22 protein-coding genes and 1 pseudogene are annotated in these 21,197 nt (G+C 66.1%); 5 read left to right on the forward strand and 18 right to left on the reverse strand.

Annotated elements, in window-relative coordinates:
* Window positions 1-12 precede the first annotated feature (12 nt).
* Window positions 13-405, forward strand: coding sequence for a hypothetical protein (locus SALA_RS17350; RefSeq protein WP_192807418.1), 393 nt, complete (start codon window positions 13-15; stop codon window positions 403-405).
* 137 nt (window positions 406-542) lie between these two features.
* Window positions 543-1,343 carry a JAB domain-containing protein gene (locus SALA_RS17355; RefSeq protein WP_192807419.1) on the forward strand — a complete coding sequence of 267 codons (801 nt, stop codon included), beginning with the start codon at window positions 543-545 and terminating at the stop codon, window positions 1,341-1,343.
* A gap of 84 nt (window positions 1,344-1,427) precedes the next feature.
* Here SALA_RS17355 and mobF read toward each other — a convergent pair whose 3' ends face one another.
* The 17 genes and pseudogenes from mobF to SALA_RS16480 form a co-directional block, all read right to left on the reverse strand.
* Window positions 1,428-4,238: a MobF family relaxase gene (gene mobF / locus SALA_RS12695; RefSeq protein WP_011542761.1), complete on the reverse strand. Its 2,811-nt coding sequence runs from the start codon at window positions 4,236-4,238 to the stop codon at window positions 1,428-1,430.
* Complete coding sequence (locus SALA_RS12700; protein ID WP_011542762.1) at window positions 4,238-6,127, reverse strand: type IV secretion system DNA-binding domain-containing protein; 1,890 nt, start codon at window positions 6,125-6,127, stop codon at window positions 4,238-4,240. Before SALA_RS12700 ends, mobF begins: the two co-directional genes overlap by 1 nt.
* Window positions 6,127-6,498 carry a hypothetical protein gene (locus SALA_RS12705; RefSeq protein ID WP_041383340.1) on the reverse strand — a complete coding sequence of 124 codons (372 nt, stop codon included), beginning with the start codon at window positions 6,496-6,498 and terminating at the stop codon, window positions 6,127-6,129. Before SALA_RS12705 ends, SALA_RS12700 begins: the two co-directional genes overlap by 1 nt.
* Before the next feature lie 346 nt (window positions 6,499-6,844).
* Window positions 6,845-7,573 carry a lytic transglycosylase domain-containing protein gene (locus SALA_RS12710; RefSeq protein ID WP_011542764.1) on the reverse strand — a complete coding sequence of 243 codons (729 nt, stop codon included), beginning with the start codon at window positions 7,571-7,573 and terminating at the stop codon, window positions 6,845-6,847.
* On the reverse strand, window positions 7,570-8,160 hold the full coding sequence (locus tag SALA_RS12715; protein WP_011542765.1) for a S26 family signal peptidase: 591 nt from the start codon (window positions 8,158-8,160) through the stop codon (window positions 7,570-7,572). Before SALA_RS12715 ends, SALA_RS12710 begins: the two co-directional genes overlap by 4 nt.
* On the reverse strand, window positions 8,157-8,702 hold the full coding sequence (locus tag SALA_RS12720; protein ID WP_011542766.1) for a DUF2840 domain-containing protein: 546 nt from the start codon (window positions 8,700-8,702) through the stop codon (window positions 8,157-8,159). The genes SALA_RS12715 and SALA_RS12720 overlap by 4 nt, the downstream gene beginning before the upstream one ends.
* Complete coding sequence (locus tag SALA_RS12725) at window positions 8,702-8,944, reverse strand: helix-turn-helix transcriptional regulator (protein WP_011542767.1); 243 nt, start codon at window positions 8,942-8,944, stop codon at window positions 8,702-8,704. Before SALA_RS12725 ends, SALA_RS12720 begins: the two co-directional genes overlap by 1 nt.
* Before the next feature lie 102 nt (window positions 8,945-9,046).
* Window positions 9,047-9,487, reverse strand: a complete 441-nt coding sequence (locus tag SALA_RS12730; protein ID WP_041383345.1) for a DUF2285 domain-containing protein — start codon at window positions 9,485-9,487, stop codon at window positions 9,047-9,049.
* A 55-nt stretch (window positions 9,488-9,542) separates the two neighbouring features.
* On the reverse strand, window positions 9,543-9,896 hold the full coding sequence (locus SALA_RS17530; protein ID WP_322785224.1) for a transcriptional regulator domain-containing protein: 354 nt from the start codon (window positions 9,894-9,896) through the stop codon (window positions 9,543-9,545).
* A 50-nt stretch (window positions 9,897-9,946) separates the two neighbouring features.
* On the reverse strand, window positions 9,947-10,261 hold the full coding sequence (locus tag SALA_RS12735; RefSeq protein ID WP_011542769.1) for a DUF736 domain-containing protein: 315 nt from the start codon (window positions 10,259-10,261) through the stop codon (window positions 9,947-9,949).
* Window positions 10,262-10,571: 310 nt separating this feature from the next.
* A complete protein-coding gene (locus tag SALA_RS16475) occupies window positions 10,572-11,003 on the reverse strand; it encodes a hypothetical protein (RefSeq protein ID WP_153802698.1) in 432 nt (143 codons plus the stop codon).
* 123 nt (window positions 11,004-11,126) lie between these two features.
* Window positions 11,127-11,291 (reverse strand): hypothetical protein, encoded by a 165-nt coding sequence (locus SALA_RS17360; RefSeq protein WP_192807420.1) that lies wholly within the window; start codon window positions 11,289-11,291, stop codon window positions 11,127-11,129.
* Between the two features lie 468 nt (window positions 11,292-11,759).
* On the reverse strand, window positions 11,760-12,080 hold the full coding sequence (locus SALA_RS12745; protein ID WP_011542773.1) for a DUF736 domain-containing protein: 321 nt from the start codon (window positions 12,078-12,080) through the stop codon (window positions 11,760-11,762).
* 962 nt (window positions 12,081-13,042) lie between these two features.
* Window positions 13,043-14,275: pseudogene (locus tag SALA_RS12750) on the reverse strand (serine hydrolase domain-containing protein).
* A gap of 73 nt (window positions 14,276-14,348) precedes the next feature.
* Entirely contained in the window at window positions 14,349-16,592 is a 2,244-nt protein-coding gene (locus tag SALA_RS12760) for a TonB-dependent receptor (protein ID WP_011542777.1), read from the reverse strand.
* A gap of 97 nt (window positions 16,593-16,689) precedes the next feature.
* Window positions 16,690-18,003 (reverse strand): hypothetical protein, encoded by a 1,314-nt coding sequence (locus SALA_RS17365; RefSeq protein ID WP_011542778.1) that lies wholly within the window; start codon window positions 18,001-18,003, stop codon window positions 16,690-16,692.
* Window positions 18,000-18,743, reverse strand: coding sequence for a GntR family transcriptional regulator (locus tag SALA_RS16480; RefSeq protein ID WP_049754664.1), 744 nt, complete (start codon window positions 18,741-18,743; stop codon window positions 18,000-18,002). Before SALA_RS16480 ends, SALA_RS17365 begins: the two co-directional genes overlap by 4 nt.
* A gap of 130 nt (window positions 18,744-18,873) precedes the next feature.
* On the opposite strand from SALA_RS16480, the gene SALA_RS12775 reads away from it, so the two are divergent.
* Window positions 18,874-19,884 carry a serine hydrolase domain-containing protein gene (locus SALA_RS12775; protein ID WP_011542780.1) on the forward strand — a complete coding sequence of 337 codons (1,011 nt, stop codon included), beginning with the start codon at window positions 18,874-18,876 and terminating at the stop codon, window positions 19,882-19,884.
* A gap of 114 nt (window positions 19,885-19,998) precedes the next feature.
* On the opposite strand, the gene SALA_RS12780 is transcribed toward SALA_RS12775, so the two are convergent.
* Window positions 19,999-20,454: a MerR family transcriptional regulator gene (locus tag SALA_RS12780; protein ID WP_011542781.1), complete on the reverse strand. Its 456-nt coding sequence runs from the start codon at window positions 20,452-20,454 to the stop codon at window positions 19,999-20,001.
* A gap of 74 nt (window positions 20,455-20,528) precedes the next feature.
* On the opposite strand from SALA_RS12780, the gene SALA_RS12785 reads away from it, so the two are divergent.
* The gene (locus SALA_RS12785) at window positions 20,529-20,900 is read left to right on the forward strand and encodes a mercuric transporter MerT family protein (RefSeq protein WP_011542782.1); all 372 of its coding nucleotides are present in this window, start codon (window positions 20,529-20,531) and stop codon (window positions 20,898-20,900) included.
* Window positions 20,901-20,914: 14 nt separating this feature from the next.
* Window positions 20,915-21,196, forward strand: a complete 282-nt coding sequence (gene merP, locus SALA_RS12790) for a mercury resistance system periplasmic binding protein MerP (protein ID WP_041384122.1) — start codon at window positions 20,915-20,917, stop codon at window positions 21,194-21,196.
* Window position 21,197 lies beyond the last annotated feature (1 nt).

Below are 21,197 nucleotides of genomic sequence, written 5' to 3' on the forward strand. Positions count from 1 at the left end.
CCGGAACGTGTGATGGCAGCGATCGCGGCGGCGATGGTGGGGCTGGACCAATTGCTCCACGCCTTCGTCCCGCCGAATTTCCTGTCGCTGGACAGCGGCCATCTTGCGATCGACCTGTTCGGCGCGACGGCGACGATCATCCTCGCGCTTTTTGCGCATCGATTCTGGCCCATGTGCGTCGCCGTTTTGCACATTGCCCCGTTGCTGGCGCACACCAGCCGGATGATCGACGTGGGCCTTCATCCCGCGGCCTATCTCACGATGCAGGTGGCGACGTCGTGGCCGGTCCCGGCGATTCTCATCCTCGCAACCTGGCGTCACCAGCGTCGGCTGGCGCGCGGCGACAGCGAGCCGTCCTGGCAAATCTCGTCGCCGCCATCGAACCCGACAATAGCGCGGCGATAGCTGAGGCTCTGCTGGCGGAACATCGCACGCTCGCGCGCATCCTCGTGCAGTCCCCGGAGACGCTGGCGAGAACGCTTGGCAAAGACAGCGCGGTCAGCGCATTGCTTTGCGCAACGCAGGCGGCCGCGATCCAATCGTTGCGGGCCGACCTCGACGACCGCGGCATCGATCCCGCCAATCCGAAACTGCTTCGCTATCTCAAATTGTCGATGGGCGCTTTGCCGCATGAAACGCTCAGGGTGCTGTTTCTCGACCCGGCGCGCCGCCTGATCGCCGACGAACAATTGCAGCAGGGCACCATCGGCCATGTCGCAATCTATCCCCGCACGATATTCCGGCGCGCAGTTGAACTCGATGCCGCCGCGATTATTCTTGTCCACAATCATCCGAGCGGCGATCCGACACCGAGCGAGGCCGACGTGGCGACAACAGCGCGGCTGGCGGCCATAGGCCGGGCGCTCGAAATCCAGTTGCTCGAACATATCGTCGTCGCGCTGCGCGGCCACCGGGCCATCCTCAAACAAGGGACCGCGCTTCTCTACTCCCCTGCGCCCGACCATTTTCTATGCGACAGATCCGGCAACTGGCACAGCGCGCCCGATGCCCCGCGCGCGCTGGCGAACGCACAGCGCGCCGCCCGACGGCGGCTGCTCCGTCGGCAGCTCGTCGGCACGCCCAGCCTCTTCGGCGAACCGGCCTGGGACATGCTCGTCGAGCTGTTCATCCATGAGGCCGAGGCCAAACCCGTTTCCACCAGTTCACTCTGCATTTCGTCGGGCCTTCCGATGAGCAGCGCGCTCCGGCTCCTGCAGCGCCTGACCGACGCCGGCCTTGTCACGCGCGAGGCCGACCGGACCGATGGGCGGCGCAATTTCATTCTGCTCGACCCCGATCTCGGGCACCGCCTCATGGCATATTTTGCGGAAGGCGATGAATGACCACCACCGAACGGAAAGAATGGTTGATTTCGGCGGCTCCCGTTCGGCAACTCTTCGTCAAAGAACCGCGAGCTTTGGCAAGAGCTAAAGCCCCATGCCGGGCAGCGACGTCGCCGCTTGCGAGACCGCGGCGCTGATCGCCTTGTCAGCAGCGGGCGCGGCGATGGCTGATTGCACCATGCCGGCCCCGGCGGCAGGTGCCTGTGAGAGCGCGGTCTGGACGGCCCCGGCGCGCTCATTGATCGCCGACGTCAGTTTTGCGCGATCGTCGGTGACGATCGTCGCCGACTCCTTTGCGCGCGAGATGCCGACATAGAAGCTTTTCTGGTCGACCAGATTGGTCGCCTTGCTGTCCGCGTGGATTATGACATGATCGGCGGTGCGTCCCTGCGCGGCAAAAGCGGTATCGACATAAGCGTGGGCGATATGCCGGTCGCGCACGGCATCGAGGTCGAGAGTCTGTACCTGACCGCGCGCGCCAAGCACCGTCGCCGTCCGCGCCTGCTCGTCCACCGCGATCACCTCGCCCCGCGCGCCATTGATCCGCCCGGCGTCGCGATCGTTGCGGGTGAAGCGGATGCTGTCGCCGGTCCTGAGGTCAATATTCTGCGGCGCGAACACCTGCACCTTGCCGGCGCCCCATTGCCGAAGCCGCCAATCGACCTCGCGCCCATCCTCGGACCTCAGTGCAATGGCAGCCTTGGCCGGATTGACCGCCTCGACACGATAGGCGTCGCCGCGCGCTACGCCCTTGTCGGCATAATCGCGGGTGAAGCGCACAACATCGCCCCTGTCATAGCTCAACGGATCGCGGGCCTCGGCACGGGTGAGCCCCTTGTTGACGAGGCTCTCCATCGTGACAGCGGGACCGGAAAGCGCGCCCGAATTGACGAGCGCCGTGCGGATGCCTGCTGTCAGCGCGTCGCGCCCTTCGCGCGAGGGCTCAATGACCAGCGTTCGCGTCCGCGCCGCCTTGTCGAGCCCGGCATAGCGATCGGCGATGGCGGCGAAGCGGCCGGAGCGATCGGCATGTTCGACGATCTGGCCGCCCCCGCGATCGAGCGCCGCGAGCGCCTTCTTCGCATCGCCCTCGATCGAGGCGAGCACCGCCTCCTTGGTAGCCGCGTTGCTCTGCCGAACGATCTCGCCGAGCTTTGCGGTTTCCATGCCGACGCCCTGAAGCTGCGCGAACGCCGCGCCAGCCTCGACCGATCCAAGCTGCTTCACGTCGCCGACGAGAATGATTCGGGCATCATGCTGCTCGGCCAACTCGAACAGCCGCGCGGTATCGCGCGCCGACAAGAGCGAAGCCTCATCGACGATCCATGCCACCGGCTGCCCGGGCGCCGAATCTTCCGGCGCGAGCAGATGGCGCGCCACGGTATCGCCGCGCGTGCCGAGCGCCTCGCCGAGTGTCATCGCCGCCGATGCAGTCGGCGCCAGCGCGACCACCGACACGCCGCGCGCTTCGGCCTCGCGCGCGAAGGTGGCGAGCACCGTCGTCGTCTTGGCGGTGCCAGCATAGCCTTGGACCGCGGTGACCCGATTGCGGCTGGTAAGGAGCTGTTCGGTCGCGGCCTTCTGGTCGGGATTCCAGCCAAACCCCGACCGCTCCGCCTGCGCGGCCGCGCCAGCGACAGCCTTGGCGGCGGCAAGCGGGGAGGCTATCGGCGCGAGCGCACCGCGACCGCGGGCTTCGATCCGAAGCAGCGTCTTCTCGGCGGCGATATTCTGGCTGGTCGTGAACCCCGCGAACGCGGCGCCGCGCCGATCGAGGAAGGTGCGCTCGACCAGCTCGCCTTCCTTTGTCGCCCGCCCGATCGCTTCGCCGATCTCGGAATAGCCGACCTTCCCAAGCCCAACCCGGCCCGCTTCCTCATGGAGCGCCGCGACCGCAAACACCGACTGCCGCTCGCCAAGCTTGTCGGCGGCATGGGCGACGGCGCGATCGGCGACCGATGGATCGGGAAGCTGAACACCGTTCGCTGCCCGAGCTTCTGCCTCACGCACCAACGCCAGCCGAGCCTCGGCGTCGAACCCTGCCCGGTCGGCGGTCTCGCGCCAATCGGCAACAAGCGCGCCATGGTCGGCCACCACCTTCGCTTGCCGCGTATCGAGCGCGGCCACCTGCTTTTCGGCAGCGCTGGCCTCTTCGCGCGATGTTCCGCGTTCGCCTAGCGCCGCTTCAATCTCGGCGCTGCGCGTGCTGAACGCCGCCATCGCGGCCTCCGAGACGCCTTTGATTTCGAACATCGACTCCTTGCCCGGTGCAATCTCATAGCCGAGCTCGCCGACCTTCAAGGCCAGCTCCTGCCGGTAGATCGCGCCGATCTGCTTCTGGAGCTGATAGATGGCGCGCGGTTCGAGGCTGCGCCATGAACCATCTTCGCCCTGCGTCGCGTTCATGATGACATTATGCGTATGAAGCTGCGGGTCCTGCGCCCGGCTGGTCCCGTGCTGAAAGCCGGCGACAACGAGATTGCCGGTGGCCTCACGCGTCACGCTGCCGCCGTGCCGAACGCGGGTCGCGGCCATATGCGCCTCGATATGCGCGAGCGTCGTCTTCACGGCCTGCCCATGTGCCTCGATCAACCGCCGGTCGCCCGCGACCTCGGCCATGATCGACACCGACTTGGGCGCACTCAGTGTCACATCCCAGCCGGGCCGATGCTCAAGCTGGCCGTCACGAACCGTGCCGAGTTGCTGGCCCGCGACCTTGCCGTCGAGCAGTTCCCGAAATTGGTCGCGATCGACATCGCCCGACAGCCCAAGCTCCTCGGCGCCCTTGCCTTGCCATTCGGACGGCGACAGCCCGCCCTCGGCATAATAATCGTCGGCCTCATAATAGCTGCTCGCCTGCGCCGAACTCGTCAGCGCCGATACCGACGCGACCATCAGACTGGTCCGTCGCCGCTCGGCTGTGGTTTCGGCGGCTCCGGCTCGGTGGGCGGCACCGTCGATGGTTGCACGGCGGGCTCCGCTTCAACCGGCGGTGTCCCGACCGGCGGCGCTTCGACGGACTGCTGCCAGAGGCTGGTCGTGGGATCGCCCGCGACATATCCGAGCTGGCGCGCCTTGCCGCGCCGCACGATATGGTCGTCGGTGAGCGCGATGCGCGCGACCGGCAATCCATCGGGGAACAGCAAATAGCCGCGATGCCTGGGAAGGCGCAGTTCGCTCTCGAGGACGGCGGGCCGGACCTTGCGCTGGCGGCCGAGCGTCGTGCGCGGCTTGTAGTCGCCGTCGGCGAGGGCATCGGTCATCGTCGGCAGCTCGACCTCGCAGCTTCCGATGGTGTCGCTCGCCCATTGCCGGGATTCGCTGTCGGTCATCTGGAGGAACAGCTTGGTGTTGCAGCAGCCGAGCATCGATTCGGACAAATCCTGTCCGTAGCGATGTCGCATCTGCCCGATCGCCTGAAAGGTGAGGATGACCGCCGCCCCGAACTTGCGCCCCTCGGGTAGCAGCCGCGCGAGATTGTCGACGCGCGGCAGGTCGGCGAGTTCGTCGAGGATGAACCAGAGGCGGCGCTCGGCCGAGGGCGAATGCCCGAGCAGGGCGCTCGCGGCGCATTCGAGCCAGCAGGCAAGCAGCGGCTTCGAGGCCTCGAAATAATCCTCTTTCCGCGGCACGAAGATCCAGGGCTTCGGACCGGGATGCATGTCGAGCCCCGATAAAAAATCGCGGAAAGAAAAGGCCGTCTCCTTGCCCTCGTCGATGCGCAGGAACTGGATGAGGTTCGCGGCCTTGGCGAGCATGAAGAGCACGCTTCCCGTCGCGCGGTCGGCATCGTCAGCGAAGGTGCGCGCCGACGAACTGTTCCCCAGCCATAGCTTGAGATCGTCCTTTGACCGCACCTGCAATGCATGGAGCAGATCGGGCAGGGTGCATTTGCCCTCGCGCCACAGCGCGCGGATCATGTTGGCGACGAGGATGCGGCTCGTTTCGAGCCACACGTCGCGATCATGCTGTCCGGTCTCGGTGATAAGCTGCTGCGCGATGCGGTCGGCATCCGCCGGATGCGCAATCTCGGCGAAGGGCGTCCAAATAGCGCAGCGCGCATCGAACGGATTTAGGATGATGTCGCCGCGCCGGGGATCATAATATTGGGCGACGAACTCACCGCTCGTGTCGTAGACGAGCGCCGCCTCGCCGCGCGCCTCGACGCCATCGAGTATCTGACGCAGCACCGTGGTCTTTCCGCTTCCGGTCGTGCCGACCATCGCCATGTGGCGGGTTTCGAGGCGTGGCGGCATGGGCACCGTCGCGATGGCCAGGGCATGGTCCCCTGCTTCGGCACGCGTCAGCTGCGCGAGCTTCTTCTCGGTCGTAACGATCGTCCCCCCGATCACGCGATCGCGAAGCATGAGTTCGCGCCGCCGTGCCATCGCGCCGCGCAGCAAGATCAGGCCCGCCAGCCAGGCGATGAACCCCAGCAAGCATCCTCGTATGAAGAAGGCAATCACCGTGTCGGCCGACCGGCGATAATAGGGATGCGCCGCGACCAATCGAGCCGATGCCTCGTAGCGCTCTCCTCCACCGCTGATCATGACGCCCGGTTCGGCTTCGGTGCCGCTCGATATCCACGTCTTCAATCGCGCGACATACCAGGTCCCGGTCGCCTGCATCGTCGTCGGCGTCAGCATCAGATAGGGGAGCGTCAGGCCGCCGAGCGCGATCGATGCCGCGAAGATGATCGCATGGCGCTTGAACCGCCGGACCTGGTTCGATCGCCAGTGGCGCCGCAGCGCGTCGGCATGGATACGCTGGTCCCGATCGCGCATCACGACCCGCCCTCATCGGCACGGCGCCGCTGGCGATCATAGGCACGGCCGATCTCGGCGCTTATCTCCTCGTCGCTCTTGCCGCCGTCGAAGGCGGCGCTGCGCGCGTAGCAATAGGCAGCGCAGGCAGTGAACAGGGTGCGGTCCAGCATGCGCTCGACGGCGAGCAGCCGGGTACCGATCGAGACGAGTTCGGCGACGAGTTCGCGATTGCCGGACCCGTCCGCCATAGGATTTGACAGCGCCGCAAGCCCGGCTTCGACGCAGGTCGCGAGGGTCGCATAGGCGGTGTCGCCTTTCGCCTTCGCAAGCTCGCCTACCGCCTTGTCGACCTCGACCGGCAGACGAACCGTATGCCTCACCAGCTTCATCGCGAGGCCCGATCGCGACGCCGATGCGACGTCTCCAAAAGTTGCGGAATTCCTAAGCTTCTGCCTAGGCCAGCCGACGTGACGTCGGATCCGCCGCTCGAAAAGTGGGACAAAAGCTGGATGCACCCGTGCGTGAGGTGTGTATTCAAATTATGGGTCCGATGCGTAGCATCGCGGCCCAACTTCTTTGCCTGAAAGACTATGGCTTCAGACTTGAGCCGGGCTCCCGGCAGCAGAGAATTGAAGCTGCCAGTCCAGCTCACCTGCATGCCGGGACCTGCCAGGGAAGGTGCAACGATTGGGGCCCAATCGCGGCCAGCGTGGAGGATCTGGTATCGGCGCGCAATCATGGCCGATGCTGCCCGGACCGAGCAATGAAAAGCGGCGAACCTGCGTCCGGGATGGCGGCAGCTTCACCTGCCGAAGCTGCCGGGCGCGCAGTGTCGATCGCCGCCGCTGGTGCAACAAAAATGGCCGCATCGCGCCAGCCCGGCGACCCTCTTGGAAGCGAAGCGACGGCAGAAGTTCCAAGCGGCGCGTGCAGTTCGGGCGCAATCTTCGCGACATAGGCGCGCGTCTCGGCTGGCAGTCCGCGACGCCCCGCGACATAGGCATCGGCGCGGCCGGGACCTGCATTATAGGCCGCGAGCATCAGCCGGACATCGCCATAGCGGTCCCACATCGCGCGCAGATAGGCGGCGCCCGCGAGGATGTTCGCGCGGGGGTCGAACGGGTCCGAACCGAGCCGGTGGCGCGCCGTCAGCGGCGCCCATGTTGCGGGCATGATCTGCATGAGCCCCATGGCGCCGGCGTGCGACACGGCGCCGATACGGCCGCGGCTTTCGGCATGCATCACGCGCCAGATCCAGAGCTCCGGGATACCGAAGCGCTGCGCCGCTTCGGCGACCGGAGCGGCATAGGGATGGCGCTCCGACTGCGCTGCGGCGGCAGCCGGAGTGCAGATCGGCGGCAAAAGCAGCGCAGCCGAAATGGCCGCGCGCCGTGCGCCGACGCGCATCGGCGAGCACAGGACAGACAGTATGGTGAGACTTCGCCGCAGCCGCACAACTGTCATCGTCCTTGCTCCATCTCGTCGGCAATTGGTTCGAAGGAAGGGCTCGCGCGGTGCCAGCGAAGCGATGCTTCGGCGTCGGTGCGCGTCAGAACAGGGTGCGCCGTGCCGATGAGTCCGGACGCCGAAATCGGCCCGAAATATCGCCCGTCGAGGCTGCCCCGCGCGGCATTGATCAGGAATAATTCCTGCGCCCCGACGATCCGGCAACCGCGCCAGACCGGGAGCGGACGATCCGCCCCGTCGCGCGCCAGCGCACGGGCGACGCCCGCGCCGTCGATCGTGACGGATGCACCCGAACGGCAGACCAGAGAGCCCGGAAGCGCGGCGACGCGCTTCAGCAGCGGAACGCCGCGCGGCAGATAGCCGCGACGGGAAAGATAGATCGCAAGCGCCGGCGGCGGGTCGATGGCGACAAGCTCGCCGAGCCGAGGCCGCGCACCGACATCGATCCGGTACACGCCGATGGGGGCGCTGGCGCTCGCATTCCAGAGCAGTCGCGGCGCCGGCTTCAGCCAGGCGACTGCGACGAAAGAAGCGGTAAACAGCGCCGCTGCGCCGACCGTCGCGCACAAGAACCGGCGGTTCATGCCTCGATCGCCCGGCGGCGGAGCCATGCCGTATGGCGATCGAGACTATAGGGCCGGAAAGGCAGGCCGGCGGCGAGCCGGTTGCCGACATGGCGCCAATGGTCGGGCGATGCATCGCACGCCTCGATGCCAGCCGCCTCCACCGCGTTGATCGCTGCGAGCGCCTGCTGGACCTTCGGCCAGCCGTCGATCCGCGCAAGGATTTCGGCGCCGGGGCGGACGAAAGGCAGCGTCGAAAATGGTTCGCCGGGCGTCATCGCAATTGCGATCGCGATGGTCGAATGGATGGTACCGAAGTCGTTCGACGTCCACCGCACGAAGCCAAAGACCGCGCCGGGACGAAAGGCCATGACGCGGGTGCTGCGGCTCAATATCCGCTCGGCGGCGACGCGGCCGAAGCGGATCCATTGTTCGTGGCGGCCCTCGATCCAGGTCAGTTCGACCTCAGTCAAGCCGCAGCCGTGGGGCGACGCGGAAACACATCCGCTACCGTGGCCGGGGCGGGAGAGCGAAACGCCGGGCGCTGCGACAGCGCGCGGCATCAGGCGAGCCCCCGGCGCGCCGGGTGCACGGTGCCGACGCCCGGATCGGAGGTCGACGAGCGCCGCCCGAGTTCGACCCATGCATCGAGTTCGTCGATCGCATAGACCACGCGCCCACCGAGTTTGCGATAGGCCGGGCCGGTGCCATAGCAGCGATGCTTTTCGAGCGTTCGCGGCGAGAGGCCGACGCGGCGCGCCGCGTCAGGGGTCCTCAGATAACGGGGAGGGTGCGCGGGGGTCATGGGATGCTCCTTCCCGCGGCGGCTCCCGAAAAGGCGGGGCAGCGCGCGATGGGGCGTCGTGGCGCGAAAGCGGGAGCGCGGGGGAGCGGCTGAATCGCCGAGCTATTTTTGTCGCCCCGCGCGGCCGGCGAGCAGCGTGCGATAGCCGCCCGCGGCAAGCGCGTCGGCCTCGTGGATAAGGCGCTGGGTCCGGCGGCGCTCGGGAGAGGACTTCCAGGCGGCGCCCTGTCCGATCGAGAGGCGCGGATAGACGAGGCGCTGCGCGACCATATGGCTCGTAACCTCGCCGTCTTGGCGAAGGTTGAGGATGGCCAGTAAGAGTTGGAGACGCCGCGCCTGATAGGCGGTCGGGCCGAATGGTTGCGCCGCGCTCCGCGCGCCGCGCAGCCATCGGTCCAAGCCTGCGAGGGCCTGCAGGCGGACATCGAGCAGCGCGTCGCACGGGATAAGCGAAGCAAGGGGGCGTCCGGCGGCCGCGTCACGCAGGCAGACCCGATGAAAGGACACACCATCGCTCATCACCAGATGCGTCTCGTCGCCCACCGAGCGCGAGGCGATGGCCGGAGGCCACCGGGCAAGATCGAAATGCGGACTATTCCTAGAAGCCGCCACTGCAGGGCCGAGGATTATGACCTGAGGACACTCGGCCGGGTCCCAGAAGGCAGGCGCTCCAAGCGCCGACAGATGGGGATCGGCCGGGAAAGCAAAGGCCCCACCGCCGGGCCATCACCTCCTGGGCCGTCGGGTCGCCATCCCGATCCGACATGACCCTCTCATAGTCGCAGCGATATGCGGGATTGCGGCGAAGAAATTCCTGCGCGAAACCAGGGAAATCGAGCCGGGAGCCTCCGACCCCCTTGTCCCTTGCTTCCTCCGCCATGCGCGCCTCCGTGGAAGGCACGAGATTTGGCGACGGCATGCAAGCCGGCAATTCCATGGCACGGGGAGCCATATCCCCAGAAATGGGTATCCCGCCCGGCGGTGCCGGGCGGGAGCCGAGGTTCAGTCGCCCCGGCGCGACTGTCGGTTCCAGACGAGGTCATGCTCATCGCCTTCGCCCGCGAAAAGCTGCGCGAAGATCGGCGCCGTGAAGCTTGGGTCGTCGAGCTTGACCGACAGATAGGGGCGCTTGTCCTGTGTCTGCTTTTCCCAGGCCGCGCCGACTTCGACGTCGCCCACGAAGACGCGGTGGCTGGGGGCGTTGCCGCTCGGATTTTCCTCGGGCGCGATGCGAACCGACTTTGCCTGCACCGAGAGGGTGACGATGCTCCCCCGAAATTCTCCGGAGACTTTCTTGAATGTGCCGATCTTGGCCATGATGCATTCCTTCCTTGGCTCGGACCGCACCATCGCGGTCTCGATGCGCATCGAAGATCAGCGGGGACCGGCGGTGCAGCCAAGGGCCCGGAGCGAAGCGGAGGACGGCGCGCGCCTGTCTTTCTTGCTTCGCGAGGAACGGCGGCACGCCGGGGGAAGAAAGACGGGGGCGCGCCGTTGCACCAAGCCGGTCAGCAAAGCGTCCCGATGACAGATGGCGCATGTCGAGAGATCGCGACGGGAGGTCCGCAGGACGGACGCATCGGCAATCGGCCGCGAAGGGGAGCGAAGAAAGAGGGGGTAAGGCGGCCTAGACAGACAAGGCCGGTCGCTCGGCTGAAACCGCAGGTGACACAAGGTCTCGCCAGCTCGCATAGCCGGTCAAAAGGCCCGACAGGAAAGCGAGGCCATGCTTCGCACCCGCTTCAAGTCCGCCCAAGATGGCGAGCGCTGTCCCAGCCTGATAGCCGGCAAAGGCCGCAGCGCCGACGAACATCAGGATGACGCAGAGCTTCACGGGGAACGGGGCCGCGCCGCCGACCAAACGCCGACCAAGAGCCAGGACAGCGAGTCCAGCGATCAGCGCCGACCCCAGGATCGTCAACCAGCCGAAGCCGAGATCGCGCAACGCGAAGCCGAGGGCGATCGCGGCACAGACGGGCAGCGCGAACTTGGCGCTGCGAAAGAGAAGCCGGAGACAGTAGAGCGCCGCGATGGCGCCGAGTATGAGCATCAGGGTCATGAACATCCCCCTGTCGGACGCGCCCGCCACCACCTCCACAGCGCAACCTGCGCGCGAAGCATAGTAGAAGCCGGTCCGGGAATGAACCCGAACCGGCCCTAATCTGGACCTATTTTCAAAGGGTCAGCGATTGAAGGGGTCATATTCGCAAATGATCGTTTCGGGGTCGCCATCGAATTCGTCGAGCGGCATCACCGAATATCCGGCGCTGGTTTCGATAAGAATGATCACGGTCATCATGGTCCGGGCGAGGTTCCAGCCAAGCGATTGGGCGGTGGTAAGCGGCATGGGATGAACTCCTGTCCTTGGGAGCGGGCCATTCCCGCTCGACAGGCGCCCCGCCGGACGGGGACTGGCCGCAATCATCGCGGCGAAGCCGCGGCCCGAGCGCAGCGTGGGGACCCTTTACGGGTTGATTGGCGGAGGCCAGGCCTCGGCCAAGGGATTAGCGGCAATCGAGAGCGGGAATGGCCCGATTCCATGCGGCAGCCCCCATGCCGCCCCATCGCCCCCTTGCTTCCGCTTCCCGGCGCCTGACCGAATACTCACCGACACGCCGAACCAGCGATCCACCACGCCGATCGGATCATGATCTTCGAAACACCGCGACATGCAGCCCCTCAGGCAGAACCCCTGCGCAGTTCCCCAGTTGGCCAAGGGCCTGCCGGGCCAGACATGCCGAATGGCGGCCCGAAGACCGCCGTCCATCGACAGAAAGAGAAACCGGCTCCGCCCGAAGGCGGAGCCGGATGGCCGTCAGGCCGGCGGATTCCAGATGATGACCTTCTTCATCGGGTCGTCGCCCGGCGCATTGGCGACATTGCCGTAGATGGTCCCGAATTCGGGGGCCGACATGGTGACCGACACATATTCGGCGCCGTTGTTCTGCGAGAAGCGCTTCCAGCCGGCGCCCAGCTCGAAGCCGTTCTTGCGGCTGAGGATGCGATAATCGGGCTCATTGTCCTTGGTCTTGCGACCGTTCGGCACGATCGCAATCGGCGCGGTGACGTTGAGGGTGGCCAGCGTGCCTTCGAAGCTGCCGTCGGACTTGACGTGGAGGTTGGCAATGGTGGGCATGATGAAACTCCTTCGGTTACTCGGGGGACATCCCCGATGGCGCCGGAAGAAGGGGCAGCGAGCTGCCGTCACCGAGCGGCACGCGAGGGCGAACCCCGCATGGGGTTGACGGCCAGAGGCGAGCCGGACCCGCAAAAGGGCGACAGGAAGGGGTGACCTCGGGCAAGCGAAGGAGCGTTGCCCACGCCGTCCGAACCCAGCCGGCGCAAGATGCACCGTCAGGTCCCGGCCGGCTCCGTCGCTGAGATGTCGAAAAAGGAATTCCAGCGCTACGAACGAGGAAATGGTGCAACCCTCAGTGCGACAGCGAGCGGAGAAGAGGGTAAGATGTGTTGGGGCAAACATGGACGAAAACTGACGCTCCAAGCCCAGAAATAATTTCAAAAGGCCCCGGCGCCTGCGCGAAGCGCCCGAGAAGAAGGCGCTCTTGGCGAGCCCGCGGCCGGGCGGCGTGCGCGCGGGCCTGTGGGCCAGCCGCCGTCCGGCAAGGAGTGCGAGCCGAGTGCGCCGCGCGGCCCAGAACAACGCGCGGCCCCTGGCGCCGTCTGCCGGCGCCAGAGCACGCCCAATTCAGCCGCGCTCGATTTGGCCGGCCGGATTCCGGACGTTCAACCGTTGTAGCGGATGACCGGCCCTGGCTCTCCGCAGAGGCCGCAGGGGCCTCTCAACCGCTCGAAGCCTCCGGTCCCGCTCGCCGAACTGGTAACGACACTCGCCTGTGCGATCGACGAAAGGTCGAGCCGGTCGGCGATACATTCGTCGCAAAGCGGCGTCCCGTCCATCCTGCGGACCAGTCCTGCCACTCGCTCCGCTATGGTGGGCCGCTTTGTCATGAATGCTGCGATAGTCAGGCAGATTGACAAACGGAAGCCCCTGCGAAATTGGCCGATTACGGTCAGGCAACTTTTGGTTCGAAATCTGGAGAAGCAGACACTCGAACCAAAAGCGCTGCGAACAAGATTTTAAGGCGCAGGCACGCGGCTCGCGATAGCCGCTTCGATCAGGCCCTGCATCTCCTGTTCCAGTTCGGTGCCCTTACGATCTCCGCCGCTCGAAATCTCGGTCGCGATCAGGCCGTAATAGCCGGTTCCGCGATCGATCCAGCCCGTCCATCCATAAGCGCCCGGCGCCGAATTGATCATCGACGTCGCGCAGGCCGAGGGGGTGTCGCATTCGACGAAGGAGCCCAGCGCATATTCCCAGTTCGAGGCTCCCGAGGGTACGAAGACGCGCGGCAGGCCGGTCGTGCGCGGCTGAGTAAAGGCGGTCATGTCGGTCACAAAGGCGCCGCCGAGGAGCGCACGCAGCAGCTTGGCATAGTCGCGCGGGGTCGAATAGGCGCCCCCCGCCACCCACGGATTCGTCGGTGCGCTGCCCGCCGGATCATACCATGTCGTGCTCGTCATCCCGAGCGGCGTCGTGACATGCTGGGCGAAAAGTTCGTGGAAGGTGCGCTGGCGCGCCGGCGTCGTTCCGGGCTGGATGCTCACATCCTTCGCCTCGAGATAGGCGGCGGCGACCTGCATCCCGTGCGGGCCATAGCTATATTGCGCACCCGGCGCGTTGCCGGGACGCAGGATGTCGTATCACAGGTCGTGGATATTTTTCGCGCAATTGTACAGGATCAGCGCCGGTGTCAGCTGGCACCCTCCGACCAGCGGGCTGCCGTTGAACCCCGACGTCATCGACAGCGCATGCTTCAGCTTGACGTCCTTCTTTGTCCCGGTCGTCGTCCAGAAGGCGAGCGGCGGCCGCATCGGGTCGTCCAGCGTGACAATCCCCGCCTGCGCCATCCGCATGGCGAGCGTTCCTGCGAACCATTTGGTGGCCGAGGCGAGTGGCGTCACCCGATCGATTCCGAAGCTGCCCTTCTCATATGCAAACAGATAGTCGGGGTCGGTGGCGTTACCGACGATGAAATAGCCGTTCGCGACTTCGGCGTCGGCATCGATGGCCGCCTGCAGCGCGGTCCAGTCGTAGGTATAGCCGCCCACTGTCGTGGTCAGGCTGGCAGGCGACAACGCCGTCGGGGCCGACGCCGCGGAGCTGGCCGGGACGACCGCTGCCGGGGGCAGTTGCACCATCGGACGCGCATCCCCCCTGCCGCGGTCCCCCACGCCGCTTTGCGCGAAGGCACCCGCGCCGACGACGACCGCACCGGCGGCGAGCCACGCCCATGTCTTTCGTTCAACCATATCGTCTCTCCCATCCTCTTCGTTGCACGTTTCGAAAGGAGGCGCCGCTGAACGCGGCGCGGCGGCCGCCGGATCAGAAGGAGATACGTCCTTCGACCCCGATCACTCGCGGCTGGCTGTAGCGGTTGATCGTCGGCGCCTGCGCGACATAGTAGACCTTGTCGAAGAGGTTGTTCGCGAAGGCGCTGATGCTCACCTTCCCGAACTCGACCCCGACGCGCAGGTTGACGAGCACATAGTCGTCGAGGTCGACCGAGGTCGCGGTCAGTTCCTGCTTCCCGCCCCATTGGCCGCTGACCAGGATGTTGCCGGTCAGCGAAACATTTTTCGCGACCGGGGCGCGCAGGTTGAGGTTCGCCGAAGCGAGCCAGTCGGGCACCTGCGCGAGGTCGAGCCCGTCGTAACGCCCGCTCTTCACCTTGCCGCCCTGCCGCGACCCGCTCAGCGCCAGACGCCCGCTGCCTTGGCCAAGGTCGAAGCCCTGGCTGTATTCGGCTTCGACGCCCCAGCTCTTCGCATCGCCCGCGTTGGTGAGATAGCTCACCGCCGCGACCGGGCAGGTGGGGTTGGTCAGCGCGCAGCCGTCGTCGACCTGCGCGATCAGATCGTCGAGCTGGGTATAATAGCCCGCGACCGCAAAATAGCCGCGCCGCATCGGGCTACCCTTGAAACCGACCTCGTAGCTGGTGCTGTTTTCGTTGCCGAACAACACCTGCACCGGGCTCGGCGCGCGCGGGTCGGACAAGCGCGTGTTGAAGCCGCCAGCGCGATAGCTGCTCCCGACCTTGGCATAAGCGAGGATGTCGGGTGCCAGCTTGTACGACAGCGTCGCATTGTAGGAGAGATTGTCGGCGGTGATGCTGTCGTCGATGATCCGCGAGGGCCCGCCGGTCGGGAGCCCGGTGCCGAGATCATAGAGCCGCGCGCTGATGCTGCGGCTGTCGTGCGTATAGCGCAATTCGCCGGTGATATTGAGGCTGTCGGTCAGGTCGAAGCCGAGCGAACCATAGGCGGCATAGCTTTCGAAATGGAGCCGCGCGGGCGCGATATTGCCCGGCGACGGGTTGGCGAGCGTCGGCGTGCGCGTCGTCGTCACCGAAAAATCGCTGTCGAGGAGGAGCATTTCCGCCCCCACCAGCCAGGTCAGCCGGTCGTTCGATCCGCTGACATGGATATCCTGCGAGAAATTGTCGGTCGTATCGACCACATAGGACGCGCTGCCCGGGTCGAGCGGGGTCAGCGGCCCGACTTCGCCCGCGGCGCGCGCACGCGCCAGTTCGGCGGGGCTGACCGCATCATTGTCGAGATCATATTCGCTGTGTCGCTTGCGGAAGGAGGTCGTCGAGGTGAGGTCGGCTCCGCCAAGATCGACACGCACGATCGCCTGCAACCCGTCGACGTCCTGCGACGCCCGCGGCGCGGTGCTCCACGGATAACGGAAACGGTCCTGGATATAGCCGCCCGGAAAGCCCGGCGTGCCGGCCGGAATGAAGATCTGATAATGGATCGACGGCGTCGTCAGCCGCTGCGTCTCGGCCATGATCACCGCGTCGACCGGTCCGCGCTTCAGGCGGATCTGCCCGCGCAGGCCATGCCCCTTCTGCCGGTCGAAATAGACGTCGTTGTCGGGGTTGTAGAAAAAGCCCTTGTCCTGTTCGACCAGATCGCCGCTGATCCGCGCCGCGATCCCGTCGCCCAGCGGCATATTCACCGCGCCCTGCAATTGCAGGCTGTTGTTCTCGAACCCGTATCGCACGCTGGCCCAACCCGACAGGTCGAATTCGGGCTCGGCCGATATGATGTTGATCGCGCCGCCGACCGCGTTGCGGCCGTAGAGCGCACCCTGCGTCCCGCGCAGCACCTCGACGCGGCCGATGTCGAGCATATCGAGGCGCGTGAAGTTGCGCCCGCCGACCGGACCGCCCGCGATATAGGCGCCGTTGCGATAGAGGCCGACGCTCGGGTCACCGTTGGTCGCGCGCGCCGTCGACGACGCGCGGATCGAAATTTCGGACGTGATCGACGAGCTGAGATTGTTGAAGCGCACGCTCGGCTGGTCGGCGAGGAGTTCGCCGCTTCCCGTCGCCCCGCCGCGATCGTTGAGCGCCGTCGCGTCGATCACCGATGCCGCGGTCGGCACATCGGACAGGCGTTCCTCGCGGCGCCGCGCGGTGACGACGATCGCGCCGTCATCGCCCGCTTCCGCCGCCGTATCGGCCGGAAGAGCCTCGGGAGCCCGATCTTGGGCGGAAGCGGGCGCGGCCGCCGCCACCCAGAGCGCGGCCGTACCGAAAAGAAGCTGCGCCTTGCGTCCCATAAATCCCTCCCATGTCGTTATTGCAATTATTATCGATAATTTTGTGCATATGGCGACGCGAGTCAAGCCGGAAACATCGCCCTCGCGGCGACGCCGGTCAGCGGCGGACGGGAATGATGGCGGTGAGGAAGTCGCGAACCGCTTGCGCCGTAGCGGCAAGCGGCGCGGGCGCGACGACCGAAAGATTGTCGGTCGGCGCGTGATGATGGCGGTGCGCGCCGAAAATTCCGGCATGATGCGGATAGCCGGCCTTGACCACTTCGGAGAGTTCGCCCGCGACCCCTTCGGTCGAGGGATAAGCCATCTCCAGTCCCGGCAACCCCCTGAAATCCGACCGGGCGCGATCGACAAAGGCGGCCGAGGTCATCAGGAAGCGGAAGGGATCGGCGCTCGGCAACGGCAACAGGCGCCCGGGCATGTCCTGATAGTCGCGCGTCGCGACATTGGCGCCGAGATGCAGCCAGAGATCGGTGTCGGCAGGCGGCGGCCCGACCTTTTCGACGATATGGCTGGCACCCAGATTTTCATATTCATGCCCGCTGTTGCAGACGAAGAGCAGGCTATGATCGGGGAAGGCGCGCGGCATCCATTCGGCGAGCGCGAGCCAGATCGCGAAACCCGGCCCGCGTTCGCCCGCGCAATCGGTCCAGCCCGAGCGCGGGGTCGAGACCACGAGCCAGCGGCGCCCCTTGCGCACGCGCCGCGCCACGACATTCTCCGCGACGCGCGAACCGCCCTTCCCGCGCAGCACCAGCATCGCCGGCTGCCCCTGCCGCGCCGCTTCGATGACGGGCGCCGCAAGGCGCGGCGCCAGCAGCGCCAACGGATTGTCCGACAGCGGCGCATCGGCCGGCGCATTGAGGAGCAGCGCCTCGCCGGTGGGCCCTGTGGTCACAAGGATGACCGCGGCCGCGCCCCGCGCCAGCGCATCGGCCAGCGGATCGCGCACCGCCCGGTCGAGCAGGCTCGACCAGCGGCGATACGGCAGCCGCACCACCGCGATCGCGCCATCGAGCCGATCGCTGACCTCCGCAAGCCGCAGCGGCGCACCGATCCCGCCAACGCCCGTCGGCACGGCGAGCGGCTGCGCCATCAGGGGGATTTTCCGATCGCCGAGCGCCAATTCGCATGTCGCCGCTTCGAACCAGGGCACGTCGAACGACTGGCGCTCGACCGCAAAGCCCGCCGCAGCAAGCCGCCGCGCAGCCCAGTCGGCGGCCCAGCGATCGCCCGCCCCGCCCGACTGCTTATTGCCCGCTTCGGCGTAGGCCTTCACATCGGCGAAAAGCCGTTCGGCCGCGAATATGGCATCATCGCCCCCAGCGGCGAAGGCGGGAGCAGCCTGAAAAGCGATCGGCGCCGCAAGCCCTGCCTTCAGCAGGCTCCGCCGGCCGGCATAACCCCGCGTCACGACGCGCGGGCGCGGCGACGGCCAGGCTTTGCCTTGGTCCGCCGTGCCTTATATTCCGCCAGCGCCTCGGCGAAATTCTGTTGCGATGTGGCAATCAGGTCGCGCGCGACGCGGTCGGCGTCGTCGGGTTCGCGCGCGACGATATGCCGGCAAAGCTGCTCATAGAGCACCGCCGACCGGCGGCCAACCTCGCCCTCGCCGTGCGTCGCGACAAACTCGTCGGTGTAGACATTGTGCTGCCAGCGCGCGAGCAGCGCCAGCCGGTCGAGCAACTCGAGCGCCATCGGCGCATTCGATCGCTTGGCGATGAATCGCCCGATCCGGTTCGAGACCCTGAGATGCTCGGCGGAATTGGTGGTTCGTTCGGTCACATCCTTATATTCGATCAGCCGGTGCATCAGCTCGCGCCCGTCGCGGTCGCTCATCGCCGTGCACGCGAGGCGGCAAACGACCCCGAAGAGCGCTTTCCACAGCTCGTAGACCTCATCCGCCCCATGGTCGTCGACGTCGATCGCATAAGCGCCGCGCCAGGGCACGACCTTGACCAGCCCGATGCTCGCGAGATGCCGAAAGGCTTCGCGAACGGGTGCGTGACTGACTCCAAAGCGCGCCGCAATCTCACGCTCGCGCAGCCACGATCCCGGCGGAATCCGCCATTCGACGATGTCGTCGGTCAGCAACCGTGCGATAACCCGGTCCTGTGTCGGCGCCTGCTCGTCGTCGGTCTTCGTCGCGGCCATTTCCACCCGTTCGGCTCCCTGTCTGCCGGTGCCATCCTAGATCGGGAAAACACGGGAGCAAACGATCATTGAAGTTCGGAATATTATCGATAATAATGATAAAAACAAGCATCGGAATCAGGAGCCGGATTTGAAACGCATTGCCCCCCTTCTCCTGCTCGCGGGCTGCGCAGCAGCCCCGGCGGTGCAGGCCGCCCCCGCTCCCGGCTGTGCCGCGGCGCTGGCCTATTCGTCGGCGCATCAAGGCGTCGCCGTGCTCGTCCTCGAGGACGGGAAGGTCCGCTGCTCCTCCGATGGCGTCTCGACACCGCAGGAACTCTGGTCGGGGACCAAGAGCCTGGTGGGCCTGATGGCGGCAGCGGCGGTCCAGGACAGGCTGCTCACGCTCGACGAACCTGCGTCGGCCACGCTCGCCGAATGGCGCGAGGACCCAAAAAAGGCCGCGATCACGATCCGGCAATTGCTGGCGATGACCAGTGGACAGGCGTCGACCGTCGGTCGGCCACGGGGTTATCTCGACTCGGTGAACGCCCCGCTCGCCGCCGATCCCGGCACGAAATTCCAATATGGCCCCGCGCCGATGCAGATAATCGGCGAGATTATACGCCGCAAGCTGGCCGCCGCAAGCCTTGATGCCGATCCGCGCCGCTATCTCGAGCGCCGCATCCTGACCCCGGTCGGAGTGACGATCGGCGATTGGCGCAATGGACCGGATGGCGCGCCTCTGATGCCGCAGGGGCTGGTACTCGCCGCAGAGCAATGGGCAAAAGTCGGCGAATTCGTGCGCCGCGGCGGCACGCAGGACGGCAAGGCGCTTGTCGATCCCGCGGCCTTGGCCGAGTTGTTCAAAGGAAGCGATGCCAACCCCGCCTATGGCCTGACCTGGTGGCTTCCGCGAGCGAGTCCCTCCGACGATCCTGTGACGCGCTCGACCGACATCGTTGCGCATGCGCCAACGCTCCCGGCCGACCTGGTCGTCGCGGCAGGCGCAGGCGACCAGCGCCTCTACGTCATCCCGTCACGGCGCCTGACGATCGTGCGGCAGGCGAGACTGGATATCGCAGCGCTTGCCGCCGGGAAAAAGAGTGGCTGGTCCGATACACATTTCCTGTCTTTCTTCCTCTCTCCGACCGGCGAATAATGGCCGTTTCCAGCCTGTCGGCTTTCGGACTGAAAATGAAAGAAGCAGACATTGAGCTTCGCCAAAGCGTCGTCCTTGCGAAAACCGACATTGGTCTGTGCTGGCCGACGGCGGCTAGCCGGCAGGAGGCCGGGCAGACGGATCGATCGAACCGAATAGCGTTTCCAGCAGCGGGCATTCCGGGGTCTTGCCATCCGCGCATCGCACGACGGTTTCGGCAAGCACCGACTCCATGGCCTGAAGATCCGCGATCTTGGTACGAATGTCGGTCAGATGGACCACGGCGACCTCGCGCGCTTCGGTGCATGGGCGATCGCGGTCCTCGGCCAGCCGAAGCAGCGCGCGGATCTCGTCCAGCGTGAAGCCCAGTTCCCGCGCGCGCCGCACAAAGCCGAGCCGCATGAGATGACCATAGCCATAGAGCCGGTGACCGCCGTCGCTGCGCGCAGGCGCGGAGAGCAGGCCAATTTTCTCATAATAGCGGATCGTCTCGATGTTGCATCCGGTGCGCCGCGACAGTGCTCCGATGGGGAGCCGGGGCGCTGTGTCCTGCAGATTTTTCCGATCCATGCTGAAATACCTCTTGAACCTGTAGCCGCTACAGATCCTATCTAGGGTCAACAACGTGATTCGGAGAACAGAAAATGACCCAGCCGAAAACGGCTTCCAGACGTGGTGCGTGGATAGCGATTGTTGGAGGAAGTCTGGGCGCGCTCGGCGCGGCCTCTTGCTGCATCGTCCCGCTAGTGCTCTTCACACTGGGCGTCAGTGGCGCATGGATCGGCAACCTGACCGCGCTCGCCCCCTATCAGCCCATCTTCCTGGCGGTGGCGATCGCCTTCCTGGCCGCCGGGTTCTGGCGGATCTATCGTCAGCCGCGCGTGGTCTGCGCCGAGGGCGAGTGCGGCACGCCTTCCTCCAACCGCTTGGCAAAGACGGCCTTGTGGCTTGCAACGGCGCTGATCGGACTCGCCGTCCTCTTCCCCTATCTCGCCCCCCTATTCCTCGACCTTTGAACAAGGAGACCATGATGAAGAAGCTTACCCTGTTCGCGGCCGCGGCTGCGCTGTTCGCATCCGGGCCGGCCTTTGCCGCAATCCGGACCACCACCTTGGCGGTCGAGAACATGACCTGCGTGACCTGCGCTCCCACCGTCAAAAAGAGCCTGTCGCGCGTACCCGGCGTGACCGCTGTCGAAGTGTCGGCCAAAACGCATACCGCGACGGTCACCTATGACGACGCCAAGACCAGCACCGCGGCGTTGATCGCGGCGACCACCAACGCTGGCTACCCTTCCCGAGTCCGCAAGTGAA

This window comes from Sphingopyxis alaskensis RB2256 (assembly GCF_000013985.1).
In the GTDB taxonomy this organism is placed as follows: domain Bacteria; phylum Pseudomonadota; class Alphaproteobacteria; order Sphingomonadales; family Sphingomonadaceae; genus Sphingopyxis; species Sphingopyxis alaskensis.

Coding starts and splice junctions, on each gene's coding strand:
- SALA_RS17350 (WP_192807418.1), top strand. CDS start 13: ATGGCAGCGATCGCGGCGGCGATGGTGGGGCTGGACCAATTGCTCCAC.
- mobF (WP_011542761.1), bottom strand. CDS start 4,238: ATGGTCGCGTCGGTATCGGCGCTGACGAGTTCGGCGCAGGCGAGCAGC.
- SALA_RS12700 (WP_011542762.1), bottom strand. CDS start 6,127: ATGCGCGATCGGGACCAGCGTATCCATGCCGACGCGCTGCGGCGCCAC.
- SALA_RS12705 (WP_041383340.1), bottom strand. CDS start 6,498: ATGAAGCTGGTGAGGCATACGGTTCGTCTGCCGGTCGAGGTCGACAAG.
- SALA_RS12710 (WP_011542764.1), bottom strand. CDS start 7,573: ATGACAGTTGTGCGGCTGCGGCGAAGTCTCACCATACTGTCTGTCCTG.
- SALA_RS12715 (WP_011542765.1), bottom strand. CDS start 8,160: ATGAACCGCCGGTTCTTGTGCGCGACGGTCGGCGCAGCGGCGCTGTTT.
- SALA_RS12720 (WP_011542766.1), bottom strand. CDS start 8,702: ATGCCGCGCGCTGTCGCAGCGCCCGGCGTTTCGCTCTCCCGCCCCGGC.
- SALA_RS12725 (WP_011542767.1), bottom strand. CDS start 8,944: ATGACCCCCGCGCACCCTCCCCGTTATCTGAGGACCCCTGACGCGGCG.
- SALA_RS17530 (WP_322785224.1), bottom strand. CDS start 9,896: ATGGCTCCCCGTGCCATGGAATTGCCGGCTTGCATGCCGTCGCCAAAT.
- SALA_RS12735 (WP_011542769.1), bottom strand. CDS start 10,261: ATGGCCAAGATCGGCACATTCAAGAAAGTCTCCGGAGAATTTCGGGGG.
- SALA_RS16475 (WP_153802698.1), bottom strand. CDS start 11,003: ATGACCCTGATGCTCATACTCGGCGCCATCGCGGCGCTCTACTGTCTC.
- SALA_RS17360 (WP_192807420.1), bottom strand. CDS start 11,291: ATGCCGCTTACCACCGCCCAATCGCTTGGCTGGAACCTCGCCCGGACC.
- SALA_RS12745 (WP_011542773.1), bottom strand. CDS start 12,080: ATGCCCACCATTGCCAACCTCCACGTCAAGTCCGACGGCAGCTTCGAA.
- SALA_RS12760 (WP_011542777.1), bottom strand. CDS start 16,592: ATGGGACGCAAGGCGCAGCTTCTTTTCGGTACGGCCGCGCTCTGGGTG.
- SALA_RS16480 (WP_049754664.1), bottom strand. CDS start 18,743: ATGGCCGCGACGAAGACCGACGACGAGCAGGCGCCGACACAGGACCGG.
- SALA_RS12780 (WP_011542781.1), bottom strand. CDS start 20,454: ATGGATCGGAAAAATCTGCAGGACACAGCGCCCCGGCTCCCCATCGGA.
- SALA_RS12785 (WP_011542782.1), top strand. CDS start 20,529: ATGACCCAGCCGAAAACGGCTTCCAGACGTGGTGCGTGGATAGCGATT.
- merP (WP_041384122.1), top strand. CDS start 20,915: ATGAAGAAGCTTACCCTGTTCGCGGCCGCGGCTGCGCTGTTCGCATCC.